Genomic DNA, 24,361 nt, shown 5'->3' with positions numbered 1-24,361 from the left:
CCACTCACGACCACCCCGACCCGCTCGGTACCGCCGCTTCGGTCGCCTGAGGTACGTAAAGGGGGCCTTCACGTACTTGGGGAAGGTGTGAAGGTCGAGTTTCCTCGGCTGAGCCGAGGGAAGGGGTCCTTCACGCGCGGCCATTGTGACTGCTGGTGCGTGTGGGGCGTATGTGGCGATCCGGAAGTCCGTGAAGGCCTCCTTCACTACCTTCAGGGTAGGCAAGGAGGCCTTCACGGACCGGATCTGCGCTCGACCGCAGCCGGAATCGCCACTCACGACCACCCCCGCCGACGCGTCACAGCCGCTGTGACTGCTGGGGCGAACGTGGCGATCCCGAAGGCCCTGACCTAACAGTCAAAGCGGCGCTGGAGCGTAGATCCACTTGACCGGGCGACCGACCGATACTTCCCAGGATTCGGGAGCCCGCAAAGCTTTTCGCAACATCGACGCCATCTCCAGGCAACGAAACAGCCCAAAAGTGGGCCACGCCACCCGCCTGAGGGACGATATTCACTCGATCAGGTGGTGCATAGCGGACAAATCACCAGTTTCCTGGTGATCATGTTGGTGTCCACGAAGAAACCTCTTGCCGTGCTTCGTCACGACCTGCCCGCCTCGTTGGTGGTGTTCCTCGTCGCCGTCCCGCTTTCGCTCGGGATCGCTCTCGCGTCAGGGGCGCCGATCGTCGCGGGGCTGATCGCGGCCGTGGTGGGAGGTGTGGTCGCCGGAGCCCTCGGCGGCTCCCCGCTTCAGGTCAGCGGCCCGGCCGCCGGGCTGACGGTGATCATGGCCGAAACGATCGCGACCTTCGGCTGGGCGACCACCTGCGCGATCACCGTCGCGGCGGGCGCGCTCCAGATCCTGCTCGGGCTGAGCCGCATCGCCCGCGCGGCGCTCGCGATCTCGCCCGCCATCGTGCACGGCATGCTCGCCGGTATCGGCGTCACGATCGTCCTCGGCCAGCTCCACGTCGTGCTGGGTGGATCGGCGCAGAGTTCCGCGCTCAAGAACATCGCCGAACTGCCCGCGCAGATCGTCGGCCACCACGACACCGCCGCGCTGGTCGGCGTGCTCACCATCGGCATCCTGCTGCTGTGGCCGCGGCTGCCCAAGGCCGTCCGCAAGGTGCCCGGCCCGCTCGCCGCGATCGCGCTGGTGACCGTGCTGTCCGTCGCCGCCGGGATGACCTTGCCCCGCGTCAACCTGCCCGGTGACCTGCTCAACATCCGCTTCGCGCCCGAATTCCCGGACGCCGGCTGGGGCGCGTTCGCCGTCGCGGTCATCACCATCGCCCTGATCGCCAGTGTGGAAAGCCTGCTGTCGGCCGTCGCGGTCGACAAGATGCACACCGGGCCGCGCTCGAACCTCGACCGCGAGCTGATCGGACAGGGCGCCGCGAACATGGCCTCCGGCTCGCTCGGCGGCCTTCCGGTCACCGGCGTGATCGTCCGCAGCTCGACCAACGTCGCCGCCGGCGCCCGCACCCGCGCGTCCGCGATCCTGCACGGCGTCTGGATCCTGGTGTTCGTCGCCGCGTTCGCCGGGCTGATCCAGAACATCCCGCTCGCCGCGCTGGCCGGTCTGCTCGTCCACGTCGGCGCGAAACTCGTGAACCCCGGGCATATGAAGCAGGTCCTCAAACACGGCGACCTGGGGTTGTACCTGGTGACGCTCGCCGGTGTCGTCGTCTTCGACCTGCTCACGGGTGTCCTGCTCGGAATCGCGCTTTCGGTACTGCTGATGCTGCGGCGCACTGTGTGGTCCGGGATCCATGCCGAACGCGACGGCGACGAATGGCGCGTCGTGGTCGAAGGCGTCCTGACGTTCCTTTCGGTGCCGAGGCTCAGCCGCGTGCTCGCGACAGTGCCCGACGGTGCGAAGGTGACCTTGGAGCTGGTCGTCGACTACCTCGACCACGCCGCCTTCGAGAGCCTTTCGAACTGGCAGCAGGGGCACGAACGCACCGGCGGCGAGGTGACCGTCGACGAGGTCGGGCACCCGTGGTTCGCCAACGGCAAGTCCGGTGACCCGACCTTGACCAGGACGGACGCGGTGCGGTCGGTGCCGAGGTTCCTCGCGCCGTGGTCCGACTGGCAGGTCAAGGACGTCGAACTGCCCGGTCAGCGCGGCGGGCCGACGCTGCGCGGGGCGACCGAGTTCCAGCGGCGCACGGCCGCGCTCATGCAGCCCGCGCTCAGCAAGCTGGCGGGCGGGCAGTCGCCGCACACGCTGTTCATCACCTGCGGTGACGCGCGGATCGTGCCGAACATGATCACCACCAGCGGTCCCGGCGACCTGTTCACCGTCCGCAACATCGGGAACCTGGTGCCCGCCCGCCGGGCCGACCCGTCGATGGGCGCCACCGTCGAATTCGCCGTCGGCGTGCTCAAGGTGCGCGAGATCGTGGTCTGCGGGCATTCCGGCTGCGGCGCGATGCAGGCGCTTGCCACCGGCGCCCCCGACGGCGCGCCGATGCTGGCCTCCTGGCTGAAGCACGCCGAGCCGAGCGCCAAACGCGCGGTCTCCGTGACCCTCGACGGCGAACGGCCGGACGCCGAGGTCAACCGGCTGGCGCTGCAGAACGTGTTGCAGCAGCTGGAGCACCTGCGTCACTACCCGCTGATCGCCGAGGCGGAGGCACGCGGTGAACTGCACCTGACCGGGATGTACTTCGACGTCGGAGCGGCGCAGGTCTACCTGTCGGACGAGGGGAGCCCGGCGTTCACCCCGGTCGGGGCGGTCACGGTGCCCAGGAGCTGAAGGACGCCTTACCCGCATGCGATGAGGTGAAAGCGTCCCTCACCCGATCGCATGCGGGGATGGTCCCCTTCAGCCTCCCTCGAACGGGACCGACTAAGTTGTTCCCACGTGAGCATGCTGGTCATAACCGGTACCGGAACGGGTGTCGGCAAGACGATCACCACCGCCGCCATCGCCGCGCTGGCCGCCGGGCAGGGCCAACGCGTCGCCGTGCTGAAACCGGCGCAGACCGGGGTCGGCCCGGACGAGCCCGGTGATCTCGCCGACGTCCTCCGGCTCGCCGGTCCCGTCACCACTCGTGAGCTGCGGAGATACCCGGATCCGCTGTCGCCCGAGGCGGCGTCCAGGCTTTCGGGCCTGCCGACGCTGCCGCCGAGCGAGATCGCCGCGGTCGCGAGCGACCTCAACGGCGAGCACGACCTCACGCTCATCGAGGGCGCGGGCGGTCTGCTGGTCCGGTTCGACGCCGACGGCGCTTCGCTCGCCGACGTCGCCTGGTCGCTCGGCGCGCTGGTCATCGTCGTGGCCGAGGCCGGGCTGGGCACGCTCAACGCGACAGCCCTGACAGCCGAGGTCGCGACCAAACGCGGGCTCACCGTCGCCGGGGTCATCATCGGCTCGTGGCCGGAGGACCCGGACCTGGCGTCGGTGTCGAACCTGCAGGACCTGCCGGTCGCGGCCGGTGCGCCACTGCTGGGCGTGCTGCCCGCCGGTCTCGGGGACGCCGAGCCCGAGGAGTTCGCCGCGAAGGCCAGGGCGGGTCTCTCGCCGTGGTTCGGCGGGGAGTTCGACCCGGAATGCTTCGTCGGCCGCGCGTCGGCCCAGAAGTGATCTGCGTCGCTGTCGCCGGGGCGCCCGGTCGTGCACGATGATGTGCCTTCGCTTCACCGCCCCACCCCGAACAGGAGCCGCCCCGTGACCACAGCCCCGGAGACAGTCGACATCCTCGCCGTGGCGCGTGACCAGGTCCTCGAGCGTGGTGTCGGGCTCGGCGAAGAGCAGATCCTCGAAGTGTTGCGGCTCGACGACGACCACCTGACGGACCTGCTCGCGCTGGCCCACGAGGTCCGGATGCGCTGGTGCGGCCCCGAGGTCGAGGTCGAGGGCATCATCAGCCTCAAGACCGGCGGCTGCCCCGAGGACTGCCACTTCTGCTCGCAGTCCGGCCGGTTCCCGACGCCGGTGCGTTCGGCGTGGCTGGACATCCCCGGCCTGGTCAAGGCCGCCCGTCAGACCGCCGAGACCGGCGCGACCGAGTTCTGCATCGTCGCCGCCGTCCGCGGCCCCGACAAGCGGCTGCTCTCGCAGGTCCGCGAGGGGATCAAGGCCATCCGCGAGGACGGCAACGACATCCAGATCGCCTGCTCGCTCGGCATGCTCACCCAGGAACAGGTCGACGAGCTCGTCGAGATGGGCGTGCACCGCTACAACCACAACCTGGAGACCGCGCGTTCGCACTTCACGAACGTCGTCACCACGCACACCTGGGAAGAGCGCTGGGAGACCCTGCGCATGATCCGCGAGGCGGGCATGGAGGTCTGCTGCGGCGGCATCATCGGCATGGGGGAGAGCGTCGAACAGCGTGCCGAGTTCGCCGCGCAGCTCGCCGAGCTGAACCCGGACGAGTGCACGATGAACTTCCTCATCCCGCAGCCGGGGACGCCGTACGAGGACTACGAGATCGTCGAGGGCAAGGACGCGCTGCGCACCGTGGCCGCGTTCCGGCTGGCGATGCCCCGCCCGCTGCTCCGCTTCTCCGGCGGCCGTGAGCTGACCTTCGGCGATCTGGGCACCAAGCAGGGCATGCTCGGCGGTATCAACGCGATCATCGTCGGCAACTACCTGACCAACCTCGGCCGCCCGGCCACCGCGGATCTGGACATGCTCGACGAGCTGAAGATGCCGGTGAAGGCGATCAGTGACGTCCTCTGACCGACCGGCGTTCTGCGTCCACTGTGGACAGACGGCCGACGGTGGCACGGAACATCCCGCCTGCCACAACCCGAGAACGGCACTCGAACCGCCGCGCTACTGCACGTTCTGCGCGCGGCGGATGGTCGTCCAGATCACCCCGGTGGGCTGGACGGCCCGATGCAGCCGTCACGGCGAACTCGTCGGCTGATTTGCCGCGTTTCTTCCTCTGAATGCGGTCCTCGCGCGGGCAACTACCGCGTTCAGAGGACGAAACGCGGCAGACGCCTGCCGGGTTGCGTGCGCTGGGGCCGTCATTCGTTACGCTCTGCACAAGCAGCGTGAGGGAGGAGTCCGGGTTGGGCGAGACGTCGGGCAAACCGGCACACCTGTCTTCCAGCGTGCCCGACCCCTGGTCGGTGCCCGTGCTGCCGAAGCCGAGGCGCCCGCATCCCAAGGTCGTCGTCAAGGCCGACCTGCTGCCGGCGGTCAGCGTCCTGTCCACGGCGGGGCTGCTCGGGTTCCCGCTGGCCTGGCTGTGGTCGCGGCTCGCGCCGCCGCAGCGGATGCGGGTGATCAACGACCACGGTGGCCTCGCGCCGCTGGAGCTGGAGAGCTGGCACCGGTTCGACGACCTCGCCATCTACGGCTTCCTCGCGCTCGGCGCCGGGCTGCTGATCGGCATCGTGACCTGGCTGCTGCGGGAACGCCGCGGACCGGTCGTGCTGATCGCCGCGACCGGCGGCGCGGCCCTCGCGGGCTGGCTGGGGACGACGATGGGTGTCTCGTTCGCCAACGGCCGCTACGAGATCGGCGCGGCCCCGGCTGTCGGTGACATCATCGCGAAGGCTCCGCAGATCGAATCGACGTGGATCATGCTGGCCGCACCGTTGATGACCTCGCTGGCGTACACGCTGCTGACCGCGTGGAACGGGCGGGAAGACCTGGGCCGCCGCCTCGGCTGACGAATTTCCTCTAGGGTGGGCGGCAACTTCCCAGGGGGTATTTCTTGACTGACGACATCGAGGTTTCCCGGCACAACGCCGTTCGCTTCCCGGGCATCAGCCCGCGGGCCTACGAGCACCCAGTCGACCGCGGCGCCTTGGCCACGCTTCGCGCCGTTCCCGGCTTCGCGCAGGTCGTGAAGGCGGTTTCGGGCTTCTACGCCGAACGCGGCGAGCGGCTCATGGCGCTCGCGTCCGGGATCCGGGTCGGCCCGAAGCAGTATCCGGAACTGGACAAGCTGCGCAACGAATGCGCCGAGACCCTCGACCTCGACCGCGTGCCGAACCTGTTCGTCGCCCGCAGCCCCGAGGTCAACGCGCAGACGATCGGGATGGACGAGCCGTTCATCGTGCTCAACACCGCGGCTGTCGAGGCGATGGACCTCGCGTCGCTGCGGTTCGTGATCGGGCACGAGATGGGGCACGTGCTGTCCGGGCACGCGGTGTACCGCACGATGATGATCCGGCTGATCGGCCTGCAGATGTCGATGTCGTGGACGCCGGTGAGCGCGATCGGCATCCGCGTCGTCATCGCCGCGCTGCGCGAGTGGTACCGCAAGGCCGAACTGTCCTGCGACCGCGCCGGACTGCTGTGCTCGCAGGACCCGACCGCGGCGCTGCGGTCGCAGATCCTGGTCGCGGGCGGGATCGACCCGTCGAAGATCGACATCCCGGCTTTCCTGCAGCAGGCGTCGGAGTACGAGTCGGTCGAGGACATCCGCGACAGCTACCTGAAGCTGCGCTACGTCGAGACGATGTCGCATCCGCTGGCCGTCGTGCGCGCCGCGCAACTGCAGAAGTGGGCCGCTTCAGAGGACTACCGGGGCATCCTGGCCGGCGAGTACCCGCGCCGTGACGCCGACGCGCCGTCGTCCACCTGGAGCGACGACCTGAAGTCGGCCGCGAAGTCGTACAAGGACTCCTGGAACAGCTCGGCGGACCCGCTGACGAAGGTGTTCAGCGATGTCGGTGAGGCGGTTTCCGGGGCTGCGGGCAAGGTGTGGAGCAAGTTCGGCAACGGGGGGAACGGGACGGACGAGGGCTCGGCTTCGGAGTCCGGCAAGTAGGGTTTCGCGCGCGCTATGAAAGGTCCTTTCCTTGCAAAATTCGCAAGGAAAGGACCTTTCATAGCGCTTGGGGAGGTCAGTTCAGGTTCGACGGGCGCGTGAACTCGCCGAGTTCCCCCGGCGGCATCGGCACGGCGCCGAGCGTGCTGAGGAACCCGGCCTCCCGCGTCAGCAGCCGGCACGCGATCCGCAGCCGTCGCAACGGGTTGGTTTCCTCCAGCAGGCGCTGCCGGTCCTCCATCGGGAGCAGGCAGTCCGCGGTGAGCCGGTACGCGAGCGCCGCGATGTCGCCGTCTTCGGGCGGCGTGGTCCAGTCGTCGGCGTCCCAGGCGGACTCGCAGTAGCGCCGGTGCGCGGCCTTGGCGACGTCGGCGAGCCTGTTCACGGTGTCGCCGTGCACCGAGGAGACCCGGTCGTCGGGCAGCCACTCGACCGAGCCGATCAGGTAAGGCGCGGAAACGCGGTCGATCTCGAGCAGCCGGAACCGGCGCCGCGCGGTGGTGACGACGTCGAATCTGCCGTCCGGCAGCCGTTTCGCCTCGCGCAGCACCGTGCTGCAGCCGACTTCGTGGACGTGCTCGGGCCCGCTCACCTCCCTGATCATCGCCGAACGCAGCGCGATGACGCCGAACTCGCGATCCGGGACGACGTCGCCGACGAGGTCGGTCATCAACTGCCGGTACCGCGGTTCGAAAATGTGCAACGGGAGGTGTGTTCCGGGCAGAAGCACGGTCTGTAGCGGGAACAGCGGCAAGATCGCCTTCCCGGTGGACTCATCGCTCGGCTCGGTCACCCGTTCAAGGTACGGGGACCGCGAGGACTTCGCAGGGCGGTCACTTCCCGGCGGGCGGGCGGAACACGGCGAAGGGGTCGGTGATCTGCATCCCCTTGCCCGCGAAGGAGAAGAGCGCCGCCGGACGGCCGCCGCTGCGCCCGGGCGGGGCGGTGTGCCCGGTGGGGAGGAGCAGCCCTCGCCGGGACAGCACACGCTGCAGGTTCGTCGCGGACACCCGGTAACCCAGCGCAGCCGAGTACAGCCCCCGTAAAGCCGAAACGGTGAACTCTTCCGGGGCGAGCGCGAACCCGAGATTCGTGTAGCAGAGCTTCGAGCGGAGCCGGTCCCGCGCGCGCAGCACGATGGACTCGTGGTCGAACGCCGTCCGCGGCAGCTCGGAAACGTCGTGCCACTCGGTGTCTTCCGGGATCTCGGGGTCCACATCGGACGGTACGAGGCCGAGGAACGCCGTCGCGACGACGCGCGGGCCCGGCACCCGGTCCGGCGCGCTGAACACCGCCAGCTGCTCCACATGCTTCAGCTGGCGTACGTCGACCTTCTCCGCGAGCTGCCGCCGAATGGACGCCTCGACGTCTTCATCCGGGCGAAGCCTGCCGCCCGGGAGGGACCAGCGGCCCAGATGCGGGTCGAGCGCGCGACGCCACAGCAGGACCCGGAGTGTGTCCGAGCGCACTTGCAGGACCGCTCCCAAAACCTCGTGGGCGAGGGGGGTCTGGGTGTTAAGATGACTTCGCACGGTTTTCGATTGTAAGGCGAAAACCGACAGTGGACAAATCGGTCCGGAGGGCCAGAACGATGACGAGCACCCTGCAGAACGACCTGACCCCCTATGGCGGCGTCGTCGCCGACGCGGCATGGGCGGAGGAGGTTCGGAGCCTCGCTCGCAAGCGCGACGCCGTCCTGCTCGCGCACAACTACCAGGTCCCCGAGATCCAGGACATCGCCGATTTCACCGGCGATTCCCTCGCGCTCAGCCGGATCGCGGCGAGCAGCGACGCGTCCACCATCGTCTTCTGCGGCGTGCACTTCATGGCCGAGACGGCGAAGATCCTGGCGCCGGAGAAGACGGTCCTGATCCCGGACGCCCGGGCGGGCTGCTCGCTCGCGGACTCGATCACCGGCGCCGAACTGCGCGCCTGGAAGGCCGAGCACCCCGGCGCGGTCGTCGTGTCCTACGTGAACACCACCGCCGAGGTCAAGGCGGAGACCGACATCTGCTGCACCTCGTCGAACGCCGTCGACGTGGTCGCCTCCATCCCCGCTGACCAGGAGGTCCTGTTCCTGCCGGACCAGTTCCTCGGCGCACACGTCAAGCGGGTGACCGGCCGGGAGAACATGCACATCTGGGCCGGGGAATGCCACGTGCACGCCGGGATCAACGGTGCCGAACTGGCCGAGCGCGCCGCGGAGAACCCGGACGCCGACCTGTTCATCCACCCGGAATGCGGCTGCGCGACGTCGGCGCTGTACCTCGCCGGCGAGGGTGCCGTCGCCCCCGAGCGGGTCAAGATCCTCTCGACCGGCGACATGGTCCACGCCGCCCGCGACACCAAGGCGAAGTCGGTGCTCGTGGCCACCGAGATCGGGATGATCCACCAGCTGCGCAAGGCCGCGCCGGAGATCGACTTCCGCGCGGTGAACGACAGGGCGTCCTGCCGGTACATGAAGATGATCACGCCGGCCGCCCTGCTGCGGTCGCTGCGCGAGGGCGCCGACGAGGTCCACGTCGACGTCGAGACCGCCGCCCGAGCCCGCGCCTCCGTGCAGCGCATGATCGAGATCGGGCAGCCTGGCGGCGGAGAATGACCGGCCCGGTTAGCGCCCTTCAGGCGAAAACCCACCCTGTGTGGGAGGCCGCCGCCGATCTCGTGGTGATCGGCAGCGGAGTGGCCGGGCTCACCGCCGCGCTGCGTGCCCACGAACTCGGACTGCACGTCCTGGTGGTCACCAAAGCGGCGGTCTCCGACGGGAACACCCGCTGGGCCCAGGGTGGCATCGCGGTCGTGCTGGAGGGTGAGCACGAGCAGGGCGACTCGGTCGGAAAACACGCCGAGGACACGCTCACCGCCGGTGCCGGGCTCTGCGACGAGGGCGCGGTCCGCGCGATCATCGCGGGCGGCCCGGCCGCGGTGGCCAGGCTGCGCGCCGAGGGTGCCCGCTTCGACCTGGCGGCCCAGGGGCGGACCGAACTCGCCCGCACGCGAGAAGGCGGGCACGGCGCGTTCCGGGTCATCCACGCCGGTGGTGACGCGACCGGCGCGGAGGTCGAGCGGACGCTGGTCGCGAAGGCCGGTGGCCGTCGGATCCCGGTGCTGGAACACCACATCGCCGTCGACGCGATCCGCACGCCCTCGGGCGAGGTCGTCGGCGTGACCGTCCTGGACCACGACGGTGTGCCCGGGATCGTCCGGGCGGCCGCGGTGCTGCTGGCCAGCGGCGGACTGGGACAGCTCTTCCACGCGACGTCGAATCCGGAGCTGGCCACCGGCGACGGGCTCGCGCTCGCGTTGCGCGCGGGCGCGCAGGTCGCGGACGTCGAATTCGTCCAGTTCCACCCGACGGTCCTGTTCACCCCCGGCGCGCGCGGCCGTCTCCCGCTGGTCACCGAGGCGGTGCGCGGCGAGGGCGCGACCCTGCACGACGCGACGGGCGCTTCGGTCATGCGCGGGGTCCACCCGCTCGGCGACCTCGCCCCCCGGGACGTCGTTTCGGCGGCGATCACGCGCCGGATGGCGCAGGCGCCCGGCGGGGTCGACGATCACGTCTTCCTCGACGCCACAGGGATCTCTGGGTTCGCGAAGCGGTTCCCGACCGTGCGCGCGGCGTGCGCGGTGATCGGGCTCGACCCGGCGAAGGAGCCGATCCCGGTCACCCCCGCGGCGCATTTCTCCTGCGGCGGTGTGGTGGCCACTGTGGACGGACGGTCCGGTGTCCGCGGTCTCTACGCGGCGGGCGAGGTCGCGAGGACCGGTCTGCACGGCGCGAATCGCCTGGCTTCCAACAGTTTGCTCGAAGGCCTGGTCGTCGGACGGCGGGTGGCCGAGGCGGTCGCCGCCGATCTCGCCACCGGCCGGCTCGGCGATCCGCACCGCGGGGTGCTCGCGTCGCGGGCGACCGTCCCGGTGGCCGACCGCGACGCGTTGCAACGGGCGATGAGCCGTTACGCCGCGATCGGCCGGGACGCGGAAGGCCTGTCGGTCGTCGGTTCTGTGCTGGACCTGTCGATGGTCGAAAGTCCTTTATGGACGCCTCGGATCGTCGAGGACGCCGCGCTCACGCTGGTGGCGGAGGCCCTGGTCGCGGCCGCCGCGCGCCGGACGGAATCCCGCGGCTGCCACGTGCGGACCGACTTCCCCGGACGTGACGACAACACCTGGCAACGCGGCCAGCTCATCCGGCTCAGCCCGTCGGGGCAGCCGGTACTGGCCGATCCGATCGCTTTGGAGGGTGTGGCATGAGCGAATTCTCCCCGTGGGTCACCGAGAAACTGGCCGGGCACGGCCTCGACGTCGCCGACGTGCAGCGGGTGGTCACCACGGCCCTCGCCGAAGACCTGCGCTACGGGCCCGACGCGACGACGAACGCCACCGTGCCCGAATCCGCCCGCGCGCTGGCCGAACTCACGCCGAGGACGGCCGGTGTGGTCGCCGGGATCCCGGTGGCGCTGGCGGTGTTCGACGTCGTGCTCGGTTCGGACCTGGAGATCCTGGCCGCCCGTGACGACGGCGACCGGCTGACCGCCGGTGAGCCCGCGCTGGTCGTCCGCGGCCCGGTGCGCGGCCTGCTCACCGCCGAACGCACCGCGCTGAACCTGGTTTGCCACCTGTCCGGAATCGCCACCACGACCGCTGCCTGGGTGGCCGCCGTGGAGGGAACCGCTTGCCGGGTCAGGGATTCCCGCAAGACCCTGCCCGGACTGCGGTTGCTGGAGAAGTACGCCGTCCGCGCGGGCGGCGGGGTGAACCACCGGCTCGGGCTCGGTGACGCGGTGCTGATCAAGGACAACCACGTGGTCGCCGCCGGTTCGGTGACCGCGGCGCTCGCCGCCGCCCGCGAGCACGCGCCCGAACTGCACTGCGAGGTCGAGGTCGACGACCTGGACCAGCTGGAGGAGGCGCTCGCCGCGGGGGCCGACGAGGTGCTGCTGGACAACTTCACGCCCGACGAGTGCGCGAAGGCCGTCGACAGGCGTGACGAGGTTTCACCGAAGACCCGCCTGGAATCCTCGGGCGGATTGAGGCTGGACGCCGCGCGGGCGTATGCCGAGTCCGGTGTGGACTTCCTAGCCGTCGGGGCGCTCACCCACTCCTCACCCGCACTCGACCTCGGGATGGACCTGCGCTGACCTTCGGCACTAGAATTTCCTTGTGTGACAAGGGGATTCTGGAGGAATGGTGGGCTTTGCCGGTAAAAGTGCCGTCGCGGGATGCGCCGCCGTCATGGGTCTGCTGGGCGCTCCCGTTCCGTCGACGGCGGTCGCCGAGCAGTGCGCGAACCCGACAGGCACCTACACCTCGGCCGTCCCGTGGGGACAGCGGCTGATCGATCCCGCGCGGATCTGGCCGCTGTCCCGCGGCACCGGCCAGCTGGTCGCGGTGATCGGCACCGGGGTCGACGGGAGCAACGGCCAGTTCGCGCCAGGTCAGGTCGTCGGCGGTCAGGGCACCGAGTCCGACGACTGTGACGGCCGGGGCACGATCGCCGCCGGGATCGTCGGCGCGCAGCCGGATCCGTCCACGACGTTCGTCGGGATCGCGCCCGGCGCCAAGATCCTGCCGATCCGCTACACCCAGGTGAACGGCGGCGGCGACCCCGGGCAGCTCGCGTCCGCCATCGAAACCGCGCTGAACCGCGGCGCCGGGATCATCCTGATCGCCGTCCCGGCCGCTTCCGACGGCCCCGCGCTGACCGGTGCCGTCTCCCGCGCCAAGGAGAAAGGCGCGCTGATCGTCTCTCCGGCCGCGGGGACACAGCAGGGTCAGACGTCCTACCCGACCGCGTCACCGGGCGTGCTCGCCGTGGGTTCCACCAACCAGGCCGGCGAAGCGGTACAGACGGAATCCGGTTCCTACGTAGGGATTTCCGCTCCCGGCGCCGAACTGGTCAGCACGTCCGCGGGCTCGGGCGGCACCGTGGCGCACCGATGGCCGGTGAGCGACCCTAGCCTGGCCGCCGCGCACGTCGCGGGCGTCGCCGCGCTAGTGCGCGCCTATCACCCCGAGTTGTCGCCGGAGCAGGTCGTCGCCCGGCTGACGCTGACCGCGCACCGCGGTCCGAGCGGCGGGCACGATCCCCGGCGTGGCTGGGGCGCGCTCGACGCCTACGCCGCCGTTTCCGCCGCGATCCCGGCCGGTACGCCCGGTCCGGGAGGACCGCGGAGCGCCGGCCCGGACACCTTCGTCGTCCCCGCGGCGGCACCCGCGCGCGCAGGCGCGGACAAGGTCTCGGGTGTGCTCGCCATCGTCGGGGTGGCCGTCGCCATCGCGGCGGGAGTGGTGGTGGCCGCGGTCCGCCGGGGCAAGCGCCGGGGCTGGCGGCCTTCACGTTTTCGCGCCTCGTGAGCGGCAGCGGTGTACTGGGGGACAACACTGCCGCTCACGAGGTCTTTCGCGACCCCCGGGGGTTTAGGGGACGGATACGCAGGCTGTCGAGCCCACGATGGCCACGCCGTCGCCGGCGCGGGAGACATGCACGTTGAAGTCGGCGCCGTCGCGGCTGAACTGCGCGATCAGCTCACGCGGATTGCTGCGGTCGCGGGCCCGCCAGCCCTGACTTTCCAGCAGCGGCAGGACGACGTCGACGAGTTTGCGGACAGCGTCGGACGCGTCGTCCACGCGGAGGCCGTACTGCCGGCAGAGCATTCGGCCCGGCTGGGTCGGGTCGCAGTCCAGTTCGCCTTCCACGGTGCGTTCCGCGGTCGTGCCGAAGGTGCCCGCGACGCCGTCGATGACCGCTGTCAGGTCCTCGGCCAGTGGGTCGAGCTCGGTGTTCCTGGTGATCATGACCAACCCCTCACAAGCCCCGTCCGACGCCTTCGACGACCATCTCCCGCAGGGAGCCGCTCGTGAAGCCCTCGTGCGTGAGCGGTCCGCCCGTGATCACACCGTAGATGTTGTTCCACGAATCCGAACCGGGCTTGAGCACACCGCTGTGGGAATCGAGGCCCCACTGCAGATCGCCGTTCGCGTCGCGGCCGGTTTCCAGTTCGACGACGCCGGGGAAGCGGTCGGGGTCCGCTCCGTGCCCGGCGCCGAGCCATTCGATGAGGCCCGCGTTGCCCTGCGCGACCACGATCGGGTCGAACGGGGCCGTCATGGAGTAGCGCTGCACCCCGGCCTGGCTGGCCGGGAGATCGCCCGGGCCCCAGATCCCGTGCCCCATACCCGCGGACTCGACGTGCAGCACCTGGTCGGCCTTGAGACCGAGTTGCTCCGCGAGTCCCACGGTCGCGCCGCCGTAGCTGTGCCCGACGGCGGTGACCACGACGCCCGGACCGGCGTGGCTGTCGATCTGGCCGCGAAGTTCGTCGCCGAACGCCTTGAGATCGGGCGCCATCGTCTGCGCGTAGTGCGCGGCCGGTCCTTCGGTGACGACGTTCTGGGGGAAGACCCCGTCGGCCCAGACCACCATCGCGGTCCGCCCGGTGGCGTCCGCGGCGACCAGGCTCTTGCCGAGGTCGGCGTAGCTCTGGAAGTTCTGGAAAGACGTGTTGACGCCGGGGACGAAGAGACCGACGTTGCGGGTGCCCGGCTCGATCCGGCCGACCAGTTCGGCGATGCGCCCGTTACCGGACGGATCGAACCGCAGGATCTGCCGGTCGTTGGCGAGGATGTCCTCGTACAGCGCGATCCGGGTGCGCGCGTTCGCGATGTCGTCGGCTTTTCCGCCGTTCGCCAGGAGGTTCGCGAGCCGCTCGCGTTCGGAAGTCAGCGCGTCGGAGACCTTCGTGCGGTTCTCGGCGATCGCGGTGGCCCACTGCCCGGTATCGGCCGCGCCACCGACGCCCGCCGGATTCCCGGCCTTGGGCAACGGGTTTTCGGGCATCAGGGCCCGGTACGACGCGGCGACCTGGACGTCGGCGCGGCGATAACCGCCCGCTGCCGACGTCAGACCCTGGTGGATCACGGTCGCTCGGGTGATCTGGCCGTCGAGTTTGCCCGCGACGTCCTTGATCGTCTTGGTATAGGTCGCCGAAGCCGCGCTGGACGCCGAAACCTGGCCGAACGCGGCGGCGGGGACGTTCTCACCCGCCAGCGCGGTCTGCGCGGTCTTGAGCACGCCGGCACGCTGTTCGAGTTCCGCCGCCGCCGCTTCGAGCCTGGCGGGGGCGACTCGGTAACCGCCCGCACTGGATGCCATCACCGAGCCGCCTCTCCTGCTTCAGGGGAATCAGTACTGTTCGGGTTCTTCGCCGAGCACGGCCGGAGCGACCGGGGACGACTGACCCCAGACGTTCTCGGTTTCCACGAGCCACGGCGGGATCCGCCGTCCGGAGCCCATGTCGCCGCCCGCGCCCATACCCATCGGCATCATGGGCATCATCGGCATCGCGCCCTTGGCCGCCGCCGCGCCCGCGGCACCGGCGGCTCCACCCGCGAGCCCGCTCATCGCGCTGCCCGAGCCGCCGTCGCCCGCCAGACCGGAAAACGCGGCAGGCACTTCGCCGGGCCCGGAGACCCCGCCGCCGCCGATCGCGCCGCCGTCCAGCGAGGGCGCCCCGCCCCCGCCGATCGGGATACCGCCACCAGCACCGCCCGCGGTCGCGCCCGCCGCACCGGCACCACCGCCGATGGGCTCGCCGTTCTTGTCTTTGCCTTCGTTCGGGTTCTTGCCGTTGGCCCACCCGGGAACGCGCGGCATGATCGAACCGAACCGGCCGAACGCGGCGGCCGAAGCCGCCGCGAGACCGGCGGTGAACATGTCGCCGAACAACGGGTTCGACTTGGGCGGCTGGCCGGGCTGCCCGGTGGTGGGCGGAGTGGAACCGTCCGACGGCAACGGATGCGTGTTGTCGCCCGGAAGCACGCCGACGCCGGGCGTTCCGCCGATGTTGTTGCCGACAGAGCCACCGCCCGGGGCAGTGCCGCCCCCGGTGACCGGCGGCGGGGCGACAGCGTTCGGCGAGGCCGGAATGGACTCCTCGGCCGTGGTGTAGTCGCCCGCGAGCTGGGTCATCACCACGATCGCCTTGCTGTGCGCCGCGCTGGCCGCGCCCGCGGCCTGCTGCTGCGCTTCGACGTTCGCGATGGCCTGCTGCCGCTGCTGGGCGGCGTTGATGATCGTCGCCTGCGACGAGTCTGGGGGCAGCAGGGGCGGGTTGACCGCCAGCGCGACGTCGGCGGGGGAGCAGTCCGGCACCGCGACCGGCGGCGGCATCTCCTTCTTGGCCTTCACCAGCGCGTCCGCCGCGTCCTCGAGGAGGTGGTTCATCGCGTGCGCGGTCTGGGCGACCTTGCGGATTCCGCCGACCAGGTCGGTGATCATCGTGTGGTACTTGTCGGCGGCGCCGCCGGTCCAGCTACCGGAGAAGTCCTTGAGCTCGCCGGTGAGGTTCTCGGCCTGTTCGAACAGCCCGGAGCCGGTGGACTGCCATTTGTGGGCCGCGTGGCGCGCCGTGTTGGGGTCGCCCGCCTGCAGCATCGCGTAGAGCTGCTGATGGGAGTAGGCGGCGAAGTTCGTGTGCGCGGTGTCGGTCATCCCTTGTTCCCCCCACCGTTCGAGCCGCTGTTGCCACCCAGCACGCCACCGAGGACGTTGAGCAGCGGATCGAGCAGCCCGGTCTGCTGGCTGGAGTGGTTCATGTCGCCCGCCACCGAGTCATCGGCCGCGGCGTAGCCGTCCGCGACAGTCGTGGTGACGTCCTGTGCGAACGCGATCGCGCCCTTGACCTGGTCCAACAGACCCTGCATCTCGGCGACAGCCGCCTGGTGCGCCTTGTTGAGGGAACCCGCCTCCCCGAACTCGCCGAACAGCAGCGGATGCTCGCTCAGGGTCAGCAGGAAGTCGTTCGGCTTGGACATCGCATGGATCTGGGTCTCCAGTTCCCGCACGAAGTCCTTCAGTGATTCCAGATGGACGTAGTACGACTGGTCTTGCATTGATCCCGGCTCTCTCGTGATCGGCCATGCCAACAAAGGACGACTACGCGCAAAGCCGGCCGGCCGGTGCCGAGGGGGGTGAAAACACCGGCCGGCCGACGGATGGGGATCAGCCGGCGAACAGGCCCTGGTTACGGTTCTCCAGGCTGTGCTGGAGATCGTGGGCGTCGCCGACCTTGCCACCGAACTGCGCGACGATCGCCACGATGTCCGCGGTGGCCTGGCGCAGGCGGGTTTCAGACGCACGAGCGGCCTCACCGGCGGAGCTGCCGGAGGCGTACCAGGTCTGGGTGATCGGCTGCAGGTTGGTGTGCAGCTGTTCGAGCTGGGAGGTGAGCGCCTTGGCCTTGGCGGCCAGCGAGGCCGAGCTGTGCTGCAGCGCGGCGAAGTTGATTTCGACGACGTCAGCCATGATTGGTGGTCCTCTCGCGGATCAGGGGTTCAGCCGGTGGATCACGGTCTGGTCGACGGTTCCGGCTACCCCGGTCAGGCTTTCCCGGACCTGCTCGTCACCGGAGTTGTAGTTCCGGTTGCTCTCGTGAACGAGGCGGGACATCGTGTTGAGCTCGTTCACGGCGACGGTCATCTTCTCCTGCAGACGACGCTGCAGGTCCCAGAACGCGACCGCCTGGTCACCCTTGTAGTTGTGCAGGGTCTGGGTCAGCTCGCTCTCCAAGCTGGCCATCGTGGTCTTGGCGTTCGACGCGGTTTCCTCGAACCCCTGGACGGCGCGCGCCATCGCAGCTGCGTCTGCCTGATATCCCGTACCGGTCATTGATGGGCCACCTCCTCTCATCTCGCTGGAAATCCCGGTGAGCACCAGGGGACGCCCTGTCTGCTCTTGTGAAGGACACGCTAGAAAAGAGGGGAGTGCGGTCAAACGGCACAACTGCCGGTTACGGTGACGGCACTATTACCCACAGGTCGGCGGTAGGGCTTTCCCCACCTTCGATCCGGGGGAGTACTCCAGTGTTCGAAATGGAGCTCACCGGCACCCTCTAATCCATGGTGGACAAGGGATCCAGGACAGTACTGCATCGTCCGTTGATGATCTTGGCGGTGGCGATGGCGGTGCTCGGGGTGATCGCGCTCGGAGGTCTCGTTTTCGACGATCGCAGCCTCGTCAACGCGCCCATCTGGCTCAAACCCCTCAAGTTCACGATCTCGGTGGGGCTCTACGCGGTGACGCTGGCCTGGCTGATCGGGCAGCTGACCCGGGGCAGGCGGCTCGGGTGGTGGCTCGGGACGGTGTTCGCGGTCGGCCTCGGCATGGACATGGCGCTGCTGTTCTGGCAGATCGTCGTCCGCGGCCGGACACTCCACTTCAACCAGGAGAGCCCGGCCGATCAGTGGATCAACAACATGGTCGCGAACGGTGCCTTCACGGGCTGGGCGGCCACGGCGGCCATCGCCGTTCTCCTGCTGTTCCAACGTCTTCCCGACCGGGCGATGAACGCCGCGTTACGCGCCGGTGCCGCGCTGTCGGTCGCCGGGATCGGGATCGCGCTGATGATGTTCGGGCCGAACGAGCAGCAAAGGGCCCAGTTCCGCTCCGGCGAGCGGCCGTCGATCGTCGGCGCCCACGCGGTCGGTGTGCCCGACGGCGGCCCGGGACTGCCGGTGCTGGGCTGGAGCACCGTGGGTGGGGACATGCGGATCCCGCATTTCGTCGGGATCCACGCGATCCAGGTGCTGCCCCTGGTCGCTTTCGGACTGCTCAAGCTCGCCCGGCGGTATCCGGTGCTCGAATCGGAATTCGTGCGGCGGAATCTGGTGCGGACCGCTTCGGCGGGCTTCGCGGCGCTGCTGGCACTGCTCGCCTGGCAGGCGCAGCGGGGTCAGTCCATCGTGCATCCCGACTTCTGGACGCTGGTCGCGGGCGCCGGGATCATCGCCGTCGTGGCCGCCGGATCGGCGCTTTCGCTCCGCGCTCCGCGGCCGATGCACCAGCTGACGTGATCTTCACCGTATCTCCACGAAATCCGTTCGGGACTTCCTTCGGAATCGGATAGCTTTCGGTCCGATGAAGGGGGTAAGCGTGAATGGAACACGGACTTGTCGGCGGTTTTCGGGCAGACGCGCGAGCGTGGTGCTCATCGCCGCGGCGGTACTGATCGGCGGGGTGGCGTGCTCGTCGTCGCCCGGTTCGTCCGAAGGGGACAAACCGGCGGCACCCGAGGTGTTCGGCCCGGCGGGATATCGCGGGCTGACCCTGGGGATGGCCAAGGACGCCGCGCTGGCCGGCGGGAAACTCGCCTCGGCGCCGACGTCCACTTTGGATGGTTGTACCGATTTCTCCTACGCCGGCGGCCCGGCACCCGACCCGGCCCGGATGAAGGCGGAGGTCGATGTCGAGGCCAAGGCCAAGGCCCTGAACAAGAAGGCCGACGAACTCCAGGCCGATCCGGAACCGAAACCGGGCGCGTCCGCGGAGGAGAGCGCCAAGTCGGCGGAAAAGTCCGCCACGGACGCTCAACTGCTCGCTGACGCCGCGCTGGCGTCCGCGGATCTGGCGGGTAAGCGGGAGGAACGCGACAAGGCCTTCGTGGCCGCTGGTGGCGCCTCGTTCGGCAAGGACGGGCTGCGCGAACTCGCCGCTCCTTCGGACGCGAAGACGGCCGAGGGAATCGGCGTCGGTTCGTCGTTGGCGGAACTCAAGACGGCTTACGACGCCAAGGGGATGAAGACCGGCGCCAACGGTCGCTTCCAGGTCGCTGTCGACGGGAAGCCGGACTGGGTCTACGAGTTCACGGTCAACGGGGACAAGGTCGGCTCGGTGTCGATGATCAATTCGAAGTCGAAGTGCGCCTGAGTCAAAGGTTGAGGGGACAGGCGAAAGGGGCCGCTCGGTTTCGAGCGGTCCCTTTCCCCTTTGGGGTCGGACTTCGAGGTCAGACGCCCGCCGTGGTGCGGATCCAGCTGCGGCTCGCCGCGACACTGGCGTAATTCTGGGTGCCCTGCGGGTTCGTGCCGGAGTTGCTACCGGTCGAGCAGACGCCGACCTGGACGCCGCCCGAAAGCTGCGGGCCGCCCGAGTCGCCGTGCCAGGCCGAACCGTTGACGCCGACGCTGGCGAGGGCTTGGCCGCCGTACGCGTCGCTGCTGGTCCCGGTGATGCGGACGTTGGCCGTCTTCAGGACGCTCGACGGCGGGTTGTTGCCCTGCGTGCGGCCCCAGCCGTAGATCTGGTTGGTGGTGCCGTTGGCCGGGTTGGCGGTGCCGAGCTTCATGTACGTGGTGCTGACCGCGGTCTTGAGGTGCAGCAGCGCGATGTCGCCGCTCGGGGCGGCCTTCTGCTGGTCGACGGCGGCTTCGGTGCCCTGGTTCAGGTTGACGTTGCCGACCTTGACGTGCATGCCGGGCTTGTTGAGGCAGTGCTTCGCGGTGAGGACCCACTGCGGGGCGATGATCGTGCCGGAGCAGTTGAAGCCGCCGAACGCGGTGGCGTCGTTCCAGTAGATCTGGGCGCCCCACGGAGCGGAACTCACGGTGCCGCCGCCGATGATGTCCTGGCCCGCGTTCGCGGCGGGGGTGGCGGCAAGGGTCAGCGCCGCGGCGGCGCCGGCCACCGTTGCGACGATCTTGGACATACGCATGAATACGCCCTTCGGCCTGCGTCGGGGAGTTCGTCTCGACTTGAAACGGTTTCACCAAGTTATGTGGCGGTAAGGGCTTTTGTAACCTACCGAAGTCGGTAAGCGGTGCGAGGAAAGTATTGGGCCGTCCGGGTGGGATCGCCGAGTGTCCGTTCGGGATCGTGACGGTTGTGTGTTTTCGGGTGGATTCTCCGATTTCGCCGGGAAGGCGTTTCGCGGCACGATGAATCCACGGTGGTCGCTCCAGGATGTGGCGGGTGGCGACTCGGGTGATCGTGCTGAACGGTGGGTCCAGTTCGGGCAGGACGGGTATCGCCCGGTGCCTGCAAGCGGTGCTGCCGGATCCTTGGCTCACTCTCGGCGTGGACACCTTGATCGACGCCATGCCCGCCGCTGTCGACGAGGGGATCGACTTCGCGGCCGATGGCGGGGTGAGCGTCGGCTCCGGATTCCGGCAGCTCGAGAACGCGTGGATGGCCGGTGTCGCGGCGATGGTGCGAGCCGGTGCACGGGTCATCATCGATGACGCGTTTCTCGGCGGGACCGAATCGCAGCAGCGGTGGCGTGCGGCACTGGACGGGCTCCAGGTGCTGTGGGTCGGGGTCCGCTGCGACGGCGTGGTCGCCGCCGGGCGGGAGACGGCGCGCGGGGATCGGGTCGCGGGGATGGCGGAGGCGCAGGCCGAGGTCGTGCATCGGGGTGTGGTTTACGACTTCGAGGTGGATACGGGGTTGAACGAGGCTTTGGCCTGTGCTCGGGAGATCGCCGCGCGGGTTTAGCCGTTCCTGTGGCAGTTTGCAGTGTGATTTCGGCGGTGGAGTGTTGGGGGCCTTCGCTTCGTCGCACGTGGCGAGGGACGCTTTCGGCCCACGTTTGCGGTTGGGCCCGGTAGGGACGGGTGCGTTCGTGGCTGATCCCGGCGTTGGTGAGGGTGTCGCGCCAGAGGCGGGATTTGTAGCAGGAGCCGTTGTCGGTCAGTACCCGTGCGACGGTGATCCCGTTGCTGGTGAAGAAGGTCCGGGCTCGCCGCCAGAACGCGACCGCGGTCCAGGACACGATGCCCGCCGTCGGGGATGTTGCCCGGTTTCTTGATGTCGACATGGATCAGGTCGCCGGGGGAGGCGTGTTCGTAGCGGCGCAGGACCCCGGACCTTGACGATCCGCCGTTCGGTCCGGGGCGGGAGCCACGAGGGGCTCCGGACCGGGCGTGAAGAACGGTCGGCCACGCGGACCGTCTTCGCGGTAGCGGTCGGCCCAGCGTTTCGCCGTGGACGCCGTGACCTGGCCGCCCTGATTTGTTGTGGTGCTTCGACTTTGGGCGCGTCAATGCCACCCGGAGCGGCGCAGGAGCCCCGAGATGACTGCCGTGCGCTTACGCTCACGCCTCAGAACGGCGCGTTGCGCAGGAAGCGCGGTCAGTAGGGTGGGGCCTCGTTCTCCGGTTTGGGTCGTGGGTCGTGGAGTGGTTCCGGTGTCGCGTTGTAGGTGTGTCCGGATGGGGTGGTGATGGTCATGCCGCCGTTGCCGGTGGGCGCCGCGGTCCAGCCGGGTTCTTCTTTGAGCAGGTTGTGGATCTTGTAGGCGGCGTGACAGTTGTGGTGGTCGGTCCGGCCGTTGCGCGCCCGGGGGACGATGTGGTCGATTTCGGAGAAGTCCGCCGGTCGGTGGCAGCCGGGATGGGTGCATTCCTGGTCCCGCGCTTTGATCAACCGGGCCAGTGAGGCCGGTGACCGGTGTTTGTCGGCGCCGGCTTCCAGGAGTTGGCCGGTGGCGGGGTCGGTGATCAGCCGTGACCAGGTCGAGCCGGGATCGGAGGCGATCTCCCGCACGAGCCAGTCCGGAATGGGCCCGTAACCGGCCAGGGTCGCGGGATCGTCGCGGGCACCGGCCAGGGTCAGGAAGTCGACGTAGACGTGGATGTGCGCGCGAGGTTGTCCGTGACCGTCCTCGGCCAGTAGCCGTTCGGCGAACACGTCCGCGCGATGCTGGTCCAGGGTCCGGGACTTGTCCGCCCGGCCGGCGCGTTTGCGCGGTACGGCTCATCGACGCGTAAATCGAACTCGCCACCTCGGACGGCAGAAGACCGGAGAGGGTCGACATGGTCTCGTCTTCGTGTTCCAGCGAGATATGCCGTCGCGTGCGTTTCTTTTCCGCTCGTTCCTTGTAGCCTGCCCGGTCGAACTTCTGCACCGCGCCGTTCACCGATTTACGGATCGCCCCGGCGTCACGCTCGGCGAGCCGGTTGGCCATGAACGCGTCCACCTGCGCGGCGACCTCGTCCGAGACCTCGCGGGTCAGCTGACTGACCTTCGACGCCTTGTACAGATCGATGTCACCCTTCTCCAGCGCCGCCACCGTGTTCGGCAAACGCGCCACGAGCGCACAAGAGGTTTCGACCAGCAGGAAGGCTTGATTGCGAGAGACCGAGAAGCACAAGGCGACCTCCTCGGTCACCGATCTTCGCGAACCACCCACCGCGGCGAACTCGGCTATGAACCGCACCTGACGACCCTGCGCCCGACGAAGCGAGACTTCTTCGTCGTGGGCGGCATCGAGAAGGCGAGCGGCCCTCGGATTGAAAACAAGAGTTGCGGTCATACCCATGACCATACTCGAACGCACGTTCGAGTAGTGTAATCAGAATGGGTGGTTTCAACCGGTGTGTGGGTTCCCTCGGGAGCTACTGTCGCAGCAACCCAGTGGTATTCACCTTGTCTGCCAACGTAGCCGGGCCGCTGACCAGGACCATGCCTTTGATCTCGCCCCAGAGCCCCCCAGAGCCCCCCACGCGACCGGGCCCGTCGCTCGATCCTGCCCTGGCGTACCCCCTCCGCCCCGCAACGCCCCCTTTCGCCTGCACGACATTCGAGCCCCAACCTGCGCGCGCCGCCTCGCCCTCGAGTTGGTGGGAACAAGTCAAGGTCCGGCAGATTTGCCTTACACCCCGACAAACCCCGTGAATATCCCGAGAGATCGGTTCCTTTGTGGATGGCCGACGCGGGCAAGCCAGTGGTGTACCGGCATTGTCAACCGGCCGTCGAGCCACGCGCTCGGCAGCACACACGACCAACCGACCGCCCGGCCGGTAAGCCAAATGCCACCACACGCGACGAAACCACCCCGCGCCGGAAGGTCTACCCCACTCGTGAACCTGTATGGCCCTGGTATGGCTCACGGAACCGCGTGTAGCGTCGTTGTGGCATCGTGAGGTCGCGGAACGACCTGGACCCTGTTGTGGCGGGACCTCGGACGGGTCAACGGGATTCGAGGCGAGCACTCCTGTCAGCGGGCACGACATGGCTTCCCCAGAGGCCGCACGACTCCCGCGCCTGACGCGCGCCGGCAACTCGCCAAGAGCGGGGCGTGGGTTACCCCTGATTGGCGGCTTACATTGCCAGCCACAGAACGAGAAGCGCGTATCGCCGAGGTCACCGCCGACCTGTCGCAGCACGCCGCGGATTTCGATGCCCTGGAGCTGCTTCACGATCTGACGCACCACGCGAACGTTCTCCTTCGGGTGCAAGGCGCCGGTATCACCGTGGTCGATGATCGCGACCAGGTGCGTTATGCCACCGCGTCCGACGAGAAGTGCCGTGAGCTGGAAGAGATCCAAGTCGATCTCGGCGAAGGCCCTTGCCTGGACAGCGCCCGCAGCAATGCGATCCTTTCCCCGACCGGGTTCGCGGGCGGTAGCCCCGGTGCGGAACGCTGGCCACGGTTCGCTCCGTACGCCCGCGAGGCAGGGGTGATCGCCATCGCGGCGGTGCCGTTGAGCACCAGTGAGACCACGGTGGGCGCGCTGAACCTGCTGAACACCCGATATCCGGTGGTACCCGTGACGGATCTTCGAATCGCCCAGGCTTTCACGGGCGCGGCCATGGGCTGTTTCGCACACCAAGACCAGGTGCACGGCCTCAAGCGGGTCATCGGTCAGCTCGAAGGGGCGCTTTTCAGCCGGGTGGCGATCGAGCAGGCCAAGGGAGTGCTGTCCGAACGTTTCCACATCCCGCTGGACGAAGCGTTCTCCCGGCTGCGCAGGCACGCTCGCAGCCGGAATCTTAAGCTCAAAGCCCTGGCGACCGACGTCGCCCATGGCCTCGGACCCCACGAGCTCGATCGTCAGTGA

Annotated in this window: 23 protein-coding genes and 2 pseudogenes; 14 read left to right on the top strand and 11 right to left on the bottom strand. The window is 69.0% G+C overall.

What is annotated here, in order from left to right:
• The first annotated feature begins 564 nt into the window (after window positions 1–564).
• From ACFOSH_RS41300 to ACFOSH_RS41275, 6 genes are all read left to right on the top strand, one after another.
• A complete protein-coding gene (locus tag ACFOSH_RS41300) occupies window positions 565–2,763 on the top strand; it encodes a SulP family inorganic anion transporter (protein WP_378246769.1) in 2,199 nt (732 codons plus the stop codon).
• A 108-nt stretch (window positions 2,764–2,871) separates the two neighbouring features.
• Window positions 2,872–3,594 (top strand): dethiobiotin synthase, encoded by a 723-nt coding sequence (gene bioD / locus ACFOSH_RS41295; RefSeq protein ID WP_378246767.1) that lies wholly within the window; start codon window positions 2,872–2,874, stop codon window positions 3,592–3,594.
• Between the two features lie 84 nt (window positions 3,595–3,678).
• Window positions 3,679–4,695: a biotin synthase BioB gene (gene bioB / locus ACFOSH_RS41290; protein WP_378246765.1), complete on the top strand. Its 1,017-nt coding sequence runs from the start codon at window positions 3,679–3,681 to the stop codon at window positions 4,693–4,695.
• Window positions 4,682–4,885, top strand: a complete 204-nt coding sequence (bsaP, locus tag ACFOSH_RS41285) for a biotin synthase auxiliary protein BsaP (protein WP_378246763.1) — start codon at window positions 4,682–4,684, stop codon at window positions 4,883–4,885. The genes bioB and bsaP overlap by 14 nt, the downstream gene beginning before the upstream one ends.
• Before the next feature lie 148 nt (window positions 4,886–5,033).
• Window positions 5,034–5,639 carry a DUF2567 domain-containing protein gene (locus ACFOSH_RS41280; RefSeq protein WP_378246761.1) on the top strand — a complete coding sequence of 202 codons (606 nt, stop codon included), beginning with the start codon at window positions 5,034–5,036 and terminating at the stop codon, window positions 5,637–5,639.
• 44 nt (window positions 5,640–5,683) lie between these two features.
• Window positions 5,684–6,745, top strand: a complete 1,062-nt coding sequence (locus ACFOSH_RS41275; protein WP_378246759.1) for a M48 family metallopeptidase — start codon at window positions 5,684–5,686, stop codon at window positions 6,743–6,745.
• Between the two features lie 76 nt (window positions 6,746–6,821).
• On the opposite strand, the gene ACFOSH_RS41270 is transcribed toward ACFOSH_RS41275, so the two are convergent.
• Window positions 6,822–7,538: an LON peptidase substrate-binding domain-containing protein gene (locus tag ACFOSH_RS41270; RefSeq protein ID WP_378246757.1), complete on the bottom strand. Its 717-nt coding sequence runs from the start codon at window positions 7,536–7,538 to the stop codon at window positions 6,822–6,824.
• Between the two features lie 40 nt (window positions 7,539–7,578).
• The gene (locus tag ACFOSH_RS41265) at window positions 7,579–8,214 is read right to left on the bottom strand and encodes an NUDIX hydrolase (RefSeq protein WP_020630377.1); all 636 of its coding nucleotides are present in this window, start codon (window positions 8,212–8,214) and stop codon (window positions 7,579–7,581) included.
• 122 nt (window positions 8,215–8,336) lie between these two features.
• On the opposite strand from ACFOSH_RS41265, the gene nadA reads away from it, so the two are divergent.
• From nadA to ACFOSH_RS41245, 4 genes are read left to right on the top strand one after another with little or no spacing between them, the layout of a single operon-like run.
• Complete coding sequence (nadA, locus tag ACFOSH_RS41260; RefSeq protein WP_378246755.1) at window positions 8,337–9,347, top strand: quinolinate synthase NadA; 1,011 nt, start codon at window positions 8,337–8,339, stop codon at window positions 9,345–9,347.
• Complete coding sequence (locus ACFOSH_RS41255; RefSeq protein ID WP_378246753.1) at window positions 9,344–10,999, top strand: L-aspartate oxidase; 1,656 nt, start codon at window positions 9,344–9,346, stop codon at window positions 10,997–10,999. Before nadA ends, ACFOSH_RS41255 begins: the two co-directional genes overlap by 4 nt.
• A complete protein-coding gene (gene nadC, locus ACFOSH_RS41250) occupies window positions 10,996–11,886 on the top strand; it encodes a carboxylating nicotinate-nucleotide diphosphorylase (protein ID WP_378246751.1) in 891 nt (296 codons plus the stop codon). The genes ACFOSH_RS41255 and nadC overlap by 4 nt, the downstream gene beginning before the upstream one ends.
• Before the next feature lie 46 nt (window positions 11,887–11,932).
• Window positions 11,933–13,102 (top strand): S8 family serine peptidase, encoded by a 1,170-nt coding sequence (locus tag ACFOSH_RS41245; RefSeq protein WP_378246749.1) that lies wholly within the window; start codon window positions 11,933–11,935, stop codon window positions 13,100–13,102.
• A 63-nt stretch (window positions 13,103–13,165) separates the two neighbouring features.
• Here the strand turns inward: ACFOSH_RS41245 and ACFOSH_RS41240 are convergent, their stop codons facing one another.
• The 6 genes from ACFOSH_RS41240 to ACFOSH_RS41215 all read right to left on the bottom strand — a co-directional run bounded on the left by ACFOSH_RS41240 (window position 13,166) and on the right by ACFOSH_RS41215 (window position 17,414).
• Complete coding sequence (locus ACFOSH_RS41240; RefSeq protein ID WP_378246747.1) at window positions 13,166–13,543, bottom strand: hypothetical protein; 378 nt, start codon at window positions 13,541–13,543, stop codon at window positions 13,166–13,168.
• Between the two features lie 10 nt (window positions 13,544–13,553).
• Window positions 13,554–14,900 carry an alpha/beta hydrolase gene (locus tag ACFOSH_RS41235; protein ID WP_378246904.1) on the bottom strand — a complete coding sequence of 449 codons (1,347 nt, stop codon included), beginning with the start codon at window positions 14,898–14,900 and terminating at the stop codon, window positions 13,554–13,556.
• Window positions 14,901–14,930: 30 nt separating this feature from the next.
• Window positions 14,931–16,238 (bottom strand): WXG100 family type VII secretion target, encoded by a 1,308-nt coding sequence (locus ACFOSH_RS41230; protein ID WP_378246745.1) that lies wholly within the window; start codon window positions 16,236–16,238, stop codon window positions 14,931–14,933.
• On the bottom strand, window positions 16,235–16,639 hold the full coding sequence (locus tag ACFOSH_RS41225; RefSeq protein WP_378246743.1) for a hypothetical protein: 405 nt from the start codon (window positions 16,637–16,639) through the stop codon (window positions 16,235–16,237). Before ACFOSH_RS41225 ends, ACFOSH_RS41230 begins: the two co-directional genes overlap by 4 nt.
• Window positions 16,640–16,748: 109 nt before the next feature.
• Complete coding sequence (locus ACFOSH_RS41220) at window positions 16,749–17,051, bottom strand: hypothetical protein (RefSeq protein ID WP_020630368.1); 303 nt, start codon at window positions 17,049–17,051, stop codon at window positions 16,749–16,751.
• Window positions 17,052–17,072: 21 nt separating this feature from the next.
• Complete coding sequence (locus ACFOSH_RS41215; RefSeq protein WP_084702092.1) at window positions 17,073–17,414, bottom strand: WXG100 family type VII secretion target; 342 nt, start codon at window positions 17,412–17,414, stop codon at window positions 17,073–17,075.
• A gap of 272 nt (window positions 17,415–17,686) precedes the next feature.
• Between ACFOSH_RS41215 and ACFOSH_RS41210 the strand changes: the two genes are divergently transcribed.
• Together ACFOSH_RS41210 and ACFOSH_RS41205 are read left to right on the top strand one after the other, a co-directional pair.
• Entirely contained in the window at window positions 17,687–18,598 is a 912-nt protein-coding gene (locus ACFOSH_RS41210) for a hypothetical protein (protein ID WP_378246740.1), read from the top strand.
• A 127-nt stretch (window positions 18,599–18,725) separates the two neighbouring features.
• The gene (locus ACFOSH_RS41205) at window positions 18,726–19,451 is read left to right on the top strand and encodes a hypothetical protein (protein ID WP_378246738.1); all 726 of its coding nucleotides are present in this window, start codon (window positions 18,726–18,728) and stop codon (window positions 19,449–19,451) included.
• Window positions 19,452–19,530: 79 nt separating this feature from the next.
• On the opposite strand, the gene ACFOSH_RS41200 is transcribed toward ACFOSH_RS41205, so the two are convergent.
• A complete protein-coding gene (locus tag ACFOSH_RS41200) occupies window positions 19,531–20,229 on the bottom strand; it encodes a S1 family peptidase (RefSeq protein WP_378246902.1) in 699 nt (232 codons plus the stop codon).
• A gap of 254 nt (window positions 20,230–20,483) precedes the next feature.
• Between ACFOSH_RS41200 and cpt the strand changes: the two genes are divergently transcribed.
• Window positions 20,484–21,014: a chloramphenicol phosphotransferase CPT gene (cpt, locus tag ACFOSH_RS41195; RefSeq protein ID WP_378246736.1), complete on the top strand. Its 531-nt coding sequence runs from the start codon at window positions 20,484–20,486 to the stop codon at window positions 21,012–21,014.
• 100 nt (window positions 21,015–21,114) lie between these two features.
• Here the strand turns inward: cpt and ACFOSH_RS41190 are convergent.
• Window positions 21,115–21,519: pseudogene (locus ACFOSH_RS41190) on the bottom strand (hypothetical protein); the annotation flags it as partial.
• Window positions 21,520–21,650: 131 nt separating this feature from the next.
• Window positions 21,651–22,737: pseudogene (locus tag ACFOSH_RS41185) on the bottom strand (DUF222 domain-containing protein).
• Between the two features lie 730 nt (window positions 22,738–23,467).
• Here ACFOSH_RS41185 and ACFOSH_RS41180 point away from each other — a divergent pair.
• Window positions 23,468–24,361 carry an ANTAR domain-containing protein gene (locus ACFOSH_RS41180; protein WP_378246734.1) on the top strand — a complete coding sequence of 298 codons (894 nt, stop codon included), beginning with the start codon at window positions 23,468–23,470 and terminating at the stop codon, window positions 24,359–24,361.

It is taken from the genome of Amycolatopsis speibonae (genome assembly GCF_042647925.1).
Classification (GTDB): Bacteria; Actinomycetota; Actinomycetes; order Mycobacteriales; family Pseudonocardiaceae; genus Amycolatopsis; species Amycolatopsis speibonae.
This window is presented reverse-complemented; position numbering and strand designations above follow the sequence as displayed.

Coding starts and splice junctions, on each gene's coding strand:
- cpt (WP_378246736.1), top strand. CDS start 20,484: ATGTGGCGGGTGGCGACTCGGGTGATCGTGCTGAACGGTGGGTCCAGT.
- ACFOSH_RS41255 (WP_378246753.1), top strand. CDS start 9,344: ATGACCGGCCCGGTTAGCGCCCTTCAGGCGAAAACCCACCCTGTGTGG.
- ACFOSH_RS41225 (WP_378246743.1), bottom strand. CDS start 16,639: ATGCAAGACCAGTCGTACTACGTCCATCTGGAATCACTGAAGGACTTC.
- nadC (WP_378246751.1), top strand. CDS start 10,996: ATGAGCGAATTCTCCCCGTGGGTCACCGAGAAACTGGCCGGGCACGGC.
- ACFOSH_RS41245 (WP_378246749.1), top strand. CDS start 11,933: ATGGTGGGCTTTGCCGGTAAAAGTGCCGTCGCGGGATGCGCCGCCGTC.
- ACFOSH_RS41210 (WP_378246740.1), top strand. CDS start 17,687: ATGATCTTGGCGGTGGCGATGGCGGTGCTCGGGGTGATCGCGCTCGGA.
- ACFOSH_RS41300 (WP_378246769.1), top strand. CDS start 565: ATGTTGGTGTCCACGAAGAAACCTCTTGCCGTGCTTCGTCACGACCTG.
- ACFOSH_RS41220 (WP_020630368.1), bottom strand. CDS start 17,051: ATGGCTGACGTCGTCGAAATCAACTTCGCCGCGCTGCAGCACAGCTCG.
- ACFOSH_RS41240 (WP_378246747.1), bottom strand. CDS start 13,543: ATGATCACCAGGAACACCGAGCTCGACCCACTGGCCGAGGACCTGACA.
- ACFOSH_RS41200 (WP_378246902.1), bottom strand. CDS start 20,229: ATGTCCAAGATCGTCGCAACGGTGGCCGGCGCCGCCGCGGCGCTGACC.
- ACFOSH_RS41215 (WP_084702092.1), bottom strand. CDS start 17,414: ATGACCGGTACGGGATATCAGGCAGACGCAGCTGCGATGGCGCGCGCC.
- ACFOSH_RS41230 (WP_378246745.1), bottom strand. CDS start 16,238: ATGACCGACACCGCGCACACGAACTTCGCCGCCTACTCCCATCAGCAG.
- nadA (WP_378246755.1), top strand. CDS start 8,337: ATGACGAGCACCCTGCAGAACGACCTGACCCCCTATGGCGGCGTCGTC.
- ACFOSH_RS41235 (WP_378246904.1), bottom strand. CDS start 14,900: ATGGCATCCAGTGCGGGCGGTTACCGAGTCGCCCCCGCCAGGCTCGAA.